The sequence below is a fragment of the Rathayibacter sp. SD072 genome (assembly GCF_017355185.1).
Classification (GTDB): domain Bacteria; phylum Actinomycetota; class Actinomycetes; order Actinomycetales; family Microbacteriaceae; genus Rathayibacter.
In genome coordinates, this window is record NZ_JADILJ010000087.1 from 1 (window position 1) to 5384 (window position 5384).

Sequence of the window (5384 nt, forward strand, 5' to 3'; positions counted from 1 at the left end):
TTCACCGTCGTCTCGATCGCCTTCCAGTTCTCGATCGGCCTCGCGCTGGCGGTCTTCTTCTACCGGACGTTCCCGCTCTCGGCGACGCTGCGGGCGCTGTTCCTGGTGCCGTGGCTGCTGCCGCTGATCGTGTCGGCGTCGACCTGGTCGTGGATGCTGAACAGCGAGTCGGGCATCGTCAACGCGTTCCTGGAGTCGTTCGGCATCGGGCAGATCAACTGGCTGACGTCGCCGTCGACCTCGCTGATCGCGGTCCTGATCGCCAACATCTGGATCGGGATCCCGTTCAACCTCGTGATCCTCTACTCCGGTCTGCAGAACATCTCGCAGGACCTCTACGAGGCGGCCTCGCTCGACGGTGCGAACGGGTTCCAGACCTTCTGGCGCATCACGCTGCCGCTGCTGCGGCCGGTCTCGGCGATCACGATCCTGCTCGGCCTCGTCTACACGTTGAAGGTGTTCGACATCATCTGGATCATGACGAAGGGCGGCCCGGCCGACTCGTCCACCACGCTCGCGACCTGGACCTACCAGCTCGGCTTCGGCTCGATGCTGCCCGACTTCGGACCCGCGGCGGCGGTCGGCAACCTGCTGATCCTCCTGGCTCTCGTCTTCGGCGTCGTCTACATCCGGGTGCAGCGGAAGCAGGCGCAGTCGTGACCGCGCGCAGGCCCTGGTGGCTGACCGCGATCGGCCTGGTGCTCACGGGGATCATGCTGTTCCCCGTCTACTGGATGGTGAACGTCTCGCTCACTCCGACCGGCTCGATGCGCAAGGATCCGCCGGACTGGTTCCCGCTCTCGCCCACGTTCACCGGCTACGAGGCGGTGCTGCGCGAGCAGCTGCCGTTCCTCGGCACCAGCCTGATCGTGGGACTCGGGACGGTCGTGCTCACCGTCGCGATCGCCGCTCCGGCCGCGTACTCGCTGGCGAAGCTGCGGCCCCGCGGAGGGAACGGGCTCTCGTTCGTGCTCCTGATCGCGCAGATGATCCCGGCGATCATCATGGCGATGGGGTTCTACGCGATCTACCTCAACCTGGGGCTGCTGAACTCGGTGGCCGGGCTGATCGTGGCCGACTCCACGATCGCCGTGCCGTTCGGAGTGCTGATCTTCACCGCCTTCATGTCCGGGATCCCGGACGAGCTGACGCAGGCGGCACGGATGGACGGCGCGAACGCCTGGCGCACGTTCACGTCGGTGATCATGCCGATCAGCCGCAACTCCGTCGTCACCGTCTCGCTCTTCGCGTTCCTCTGGGCGTGGTCCGACTTCGTCTTCGCCTCGACGCTCGACAGCGGAGGGGACCTGCAGCCGATCACGCTCGGCATCTACCGCTACATCGGCAACAACAACCAGGAGTGGAACTCGATCATGGCCACCGCCGTCGTCGCCTCCCTCCCCGCCGCCGTGCTCCTCGTCGTCGCCCAGCGCTACGTCTCCGCAGGAGTGACCGCCGGCGCCGTCAAGGACTGACCGTCCCACCTAGGAGAACTCCGTGACCACGACGTCCCCCACTCCGACCCTCGCTCCCGCCACCGCCTCCGCCCTCGGCGGCCCGGTCGCGCCGAGCTCCGGACGGCTCCGCCCGCTCGGGCAGCACGAGATCCGCCTGACCGGAGGGTTCTGGAAGCGGTACCAGGAGCTCGGTGCGGGGGCCGTGATCGGGCACTGCCTCTCGTGGATCGAGCGGGTCGGCTGGGCCGGCAACTTCGACCGGGCGGCCGACGGCACGATCTCGGACGCCTCGGGCGATCACCACGCGGGGATCGAGTTCGTCGACTCGGAGGTCTACAAGCTGCTCGAGGCGATGGCGTGGGAGCTCGGCCGCTCGGACGACGCGGAGCTCGCGGCCTCGTACGAGGCGCTCGTCGCCCGGGTCGCCGCGGCACAGGAGGAGGACGGCTACCTGCACACGAGCTTCGGCCGCCCGGGGCAGCCGGCCCGCTACTCGAACCTGGAGTGGGGGCACGAGCTGTACTCGTTCGGGCACCTGATCCAGGCGGCCGTGGCCCGGCTGCGCACGGGGCACGACGACCTGCTGCCCGCGGTGGCACGGCGGCTGACGGAGCACGTCTGGCGGGAGTTCGGTCCGGAGGGGCGCGTCGCGGTCTGCGGGCACCCCGAGATCGAGCCGGCGCTCGCCGAGCTCGCCCGGGCGACGGGGGAGGGCCGCTGGCTCGAGCTCGCCAGGCTCTTCGTGGAGCGCCGCGGAACGGGGACGCTCGGACCCGTGCAGTTCGGCGCGGAGTACTTCCAGGACGACGTCCCCGTCCGCGAGGCGGACGTGCTGCGGGGCCATGCGGTCCGCGCGCTCTACCTCGCCTCCGGAGCGCTCGACGTGGCGGTCGAGACCGACGACGCCGAGCTCGAGGAGGCGGTGCGCCGCCAGTGGTCGAGCACCGTCGCGCGCCGCACCTACATCACCGGCGGGATGGGCTCGCACCACCAGGACGAGGCGTTCGGCGCCGACTACGAGCTGCCGCCGGACCGCGCCTACGCCGAGACCTGCGCGGCCATCGCGTCCGACATGCTCAGCTGGCGCCTGCTGCTGCGCTCGGGTGAGACGGCCCACGCGGATCTGATGGAGCGCACGCTGCTCAATGCCGTGCTGCCGGCCATCCGCGCCGACGGGCGCGCCTTCTTCTACACGAACACGCTGCAGCAGCGGGCCGACGGAGTGGAGCCCGACGAGTCGGTCGAGACCGACCGGGCGCAGTCGAGCCTGCGGGCGCCCTGGTTCTGGGTGTCGTGCTGCCCGACGAACACCGCGCGCACCCTGGCGAGCGTCGAGCTGGGCTTCGCGACCGCGGACGACGAGGGCGTGCAGCTGCATCAGTACGGGGCCTACCGCGTCGAGACCGACGGCATCGCGCTGCAGGTCGAGACCGAGTACCCGGCCGACGGCGAGATCGTCGTGCGGATCGAGGAGGACGCCGAGTTCGCGCTCACCCTCCGCATCCCGCCGTGGGCGCGCGGCTCAGCGCTGCTCGACGGGGCGCCGGTGGAGGCGTCACTCGAGACGGTGACCGTGCGCCGCGCGTTCCGCGCCGGGGAGACCGTGCGCCTCTCGCTCCCGATGACCGCGCGATTCGTGACACCCCATCCGCGGATCGACGCCGTTCGCGGCCAGGTCGCTCTCGAGCGCGGACCGTTCGTGCTGGCGATCGAGTCGGTGGACCTGCCGGAGGGGCTCGACACCGAGCACCTCGCGGTCGACCGCTCGGTGGAGCCCGTCGTGACGCCGGACGGCGCCCGGGTGGCGCTCGCCGCGGTGTCGGCGGGGGAGGCGGGATGGGCCTACGGGGCCGGATCGGCACTCGTCGGCGAGCGCTTCGAGGCCGAGTTCCGGCCCTACTACACGTGGGCGAACCGCGGACCGTCGACGATGCGGATCTGGACTCCCGCGCTCTGATCGCGGAGTATCGGGGGTGCTCGCGGAGGGGCGGATCTTCGGGTGATCCGCGCCTCCGCGGGCGTTCTGCAGAGCAGCCCGGTCTCGATGCGCCGCTGCGCGGCTGCTCGACCAGCAGGGTCGGGTCGCCCGTCCTACTGCGAGAGCTGCAGGTCGAGGCGGTCGAGGAGGGTCTCGAGGGAGATCTCGAACTCCTCCTCGCTGCGGTCCTCGCTGAGGAGAGCGCGGAGGCGCCGGACCTCGGGCGCGGTGTCGAGGGAGAGGTTGCCGTCCCGCTGCGGGATGTCGGCGTCTCCCTCGTCGAGCGGGAGGTCCGTCGGCGACGTCTCGGCGCCCTTGACGGCCGACTGCAGGAGCAGCTGACCGAGCAGGAAGCTGCTGAAGGAGCGGTACGCGCCCACGGCCTGAGCGTCGGTGAAGCCGTTCGCCGTCAGGGTCGTGAGGAAGGTGTTGACGACCTCGATGCTGCGCAGCGGCGGACGCAGCCATGGAGCGGCCGGGTGCCGGGTCGCGACCAGCGGGAACGCCCTCGGGTGGTCGGTCGCGATGCGCCGCACCGCGTGGGCCGCCGTCTGCAGGAACTCCTGCCAGTGCTGGTCGTCCGCCTCGGCGAGGCTCGCGGTCAGGTCCGTCATCAGCACGGCGATGACCCCTTCGAGGAGGTCCTCCTTGCCGTGCACGTAGCGGTAGAGCGACATCGCCTCGACGCCCAGCTCCTGAGCGAGCGATCGCATCGAGAGGGCTTCGGCCCCCGAGCGGTCGATGTGGGCCAGAGCGGTCTCGATGATCAGATCACGAGTGAGCCGCGGCGCGGAGGAGCCGGACTTGCCCGTTCGTTCGCGGTCGGCCACGGAAGACACCTCTCTGCGTGCTCACCTGGCCCGGATATCAGGTCCTGGAGGAACGCGCAAGCTCTTCCACCCTACTGATGCTTACACCGTAAGGTTCACCAGTGGCTTACACCGTAAGTCCGTTCCCAGCGGAGTGACTGCAGGGGCTCGCTCTCCGGCCGGTCCTGCTCCTCCGGAGGAATCGGAGAGTGCTCCCGTACGGACGCGTCTCCGGTCCGCTCGTCCATCCGTCACCGCTATCCGGGCCAGTGCCCGGCGAAAGAGAGTGCACCATGATCGACAGCAGCACCGTCAACGACCTGATCGGCGCCGACGTCCACGGCACCGACGACGCGAAGATCGGCACCGTCGGCCAGGTCTACGTCGACAACGAGAGCCAGCAGCCCACCTGGGTCACCATCCGCACCGGCCTCTTCGGCTCCTCGGAGTCGTTCGCCCCGCTGAGCGACGCCTCGTTCGACGGCGGAGTGGTCCGCGTCGCCTACGAGAAGTCGTTCGTCAAGGACGCCCCGCGCATCGACGACGACGGCGCGCTCACCGCCGACGACGAGGAGGCCCTGTACTCGTACTACGGAGTCGGCGGAACCCGCGCCGAGAGCCCGCTCTACGACCAGGACGCCGACGCCGGCACGACCACGGACTTCGTCACCGAGGGCCACGGCACCGAGGGCCACGACACCTCCGGCCCGACGACCGACGACGCGATGACCCGCTCCGAGGAGCGTCTGCGCGTCGGCACCGAGAGCGTCGAGGCCGGCCGCGCCCGCCTGCGCAAGCACATCGTCACCGAGCAGGTCACCCGCACCGTCCCCGTCAGCCACGACGAGGTCACCCTCACCCGCGAGCCGATCACCGAGGCGAACGCCGGGAACGCCCTCGCGGGCCCCGACCTCAGCGAAGAGGAGCACGAGGTGGTCCTCACCGAGGAGCGCGTCGTCACCGCCAAGGAGACCGTCCCCGTCGAGCGCGTGAGCCTCGGCACCGAGACCGTCACCGAGCAGCAGCGCGTGGACGAGGAGGTGTCGCACGAGGAGATCGAGCTCGTGGACCCGACCACCACGCGCACCACCACCGACGACAGCCGCCCCCGCTCCTAGTCGTCATCGCGCGGCCGGTCCG

At 70.3% G+C, this 5384-nt stretch carries 5 protein-coding genes; 4 read left to right on the plus strand and 1 reads right to left on the minus strand.

The genetic code is table 11. The features are described 5' to 3' along the window. The 3 genes from IOC53_RS18335 to IOC53_RS18345 all read left to right on the plus strand — a co-directional run. Positions 1 to 660, plus strand: a 660-nt coding sequence (locus tag IOC53_RS18335) for a carbohydrate ABC transporter permease (RefSeq protein ID WP_207408018.1), incomplete at its 5' end; no start/stop codon positions are given. Beyond that, on the plus strand, positions 657 to 1475 hold the full coding sequence (locus tag IOC53_RS18340) for a carbohydrate ABC transporter permease (protein ID WP_307786258.1): 819 nt from the start codon (positions 657 to 659) through the stop codon (positions 1473 to 1475). The genes IOC53_RS18335 and IOC53_RS18340, both read left to right, overlap by 4 nt. 22 nt (positions 1476 to 1497) lie before the next feature. Then, the gene (locus IOC53_RS18345) at positions 1498 to 3414 is read left to right on the plus strand and encodes a beta-L-arabinofuranosidase domain-containing protein (protein WP_207408020.1); all 1917 of its coding nucleotides are present in this window, start codon (positions 1498 to 1500) and stop codon (positions 3412 to 3414) included. Positions 3415 to 3548: 134 nt separating this feature from the next. Here IOC53_RS18345 and IOC53_RS18350 read toward each other — a convergent pair whose 3' ends face one another. After that, the gene (locus tag IOC53_RS18350; protein WP_207408023.1) at positions 3549 to 4265 is read right to left on the minus strand and encodes a TetR/AcrR family transcriptional regulator C-terminal domain-containing protein; all 717 of its coding nucleotides are present in this window, start codon (positions 4263 to 4265) and stop codon (positions 3549 to 3551) included. 272 nt (positions 4266 to 4537) lie between these two features. On the opposite strand from IOC53_RS18350, the gene IOC53_RS18355 reads away from it, so the two are divergent. Further along, positions 4538 to 5362 (plus strand): DUF2382 domain-containing protein, encoded by an 825-nt coding sequence (locus tag IOC53_RS18355; protein WP_207408025.1) that lies wholly within the window; start codon positions 4538 to 4540, stop codon positions 5360 to 5362. Positions 5363 to 5384 lie beyond the last annotated feature (22 nt).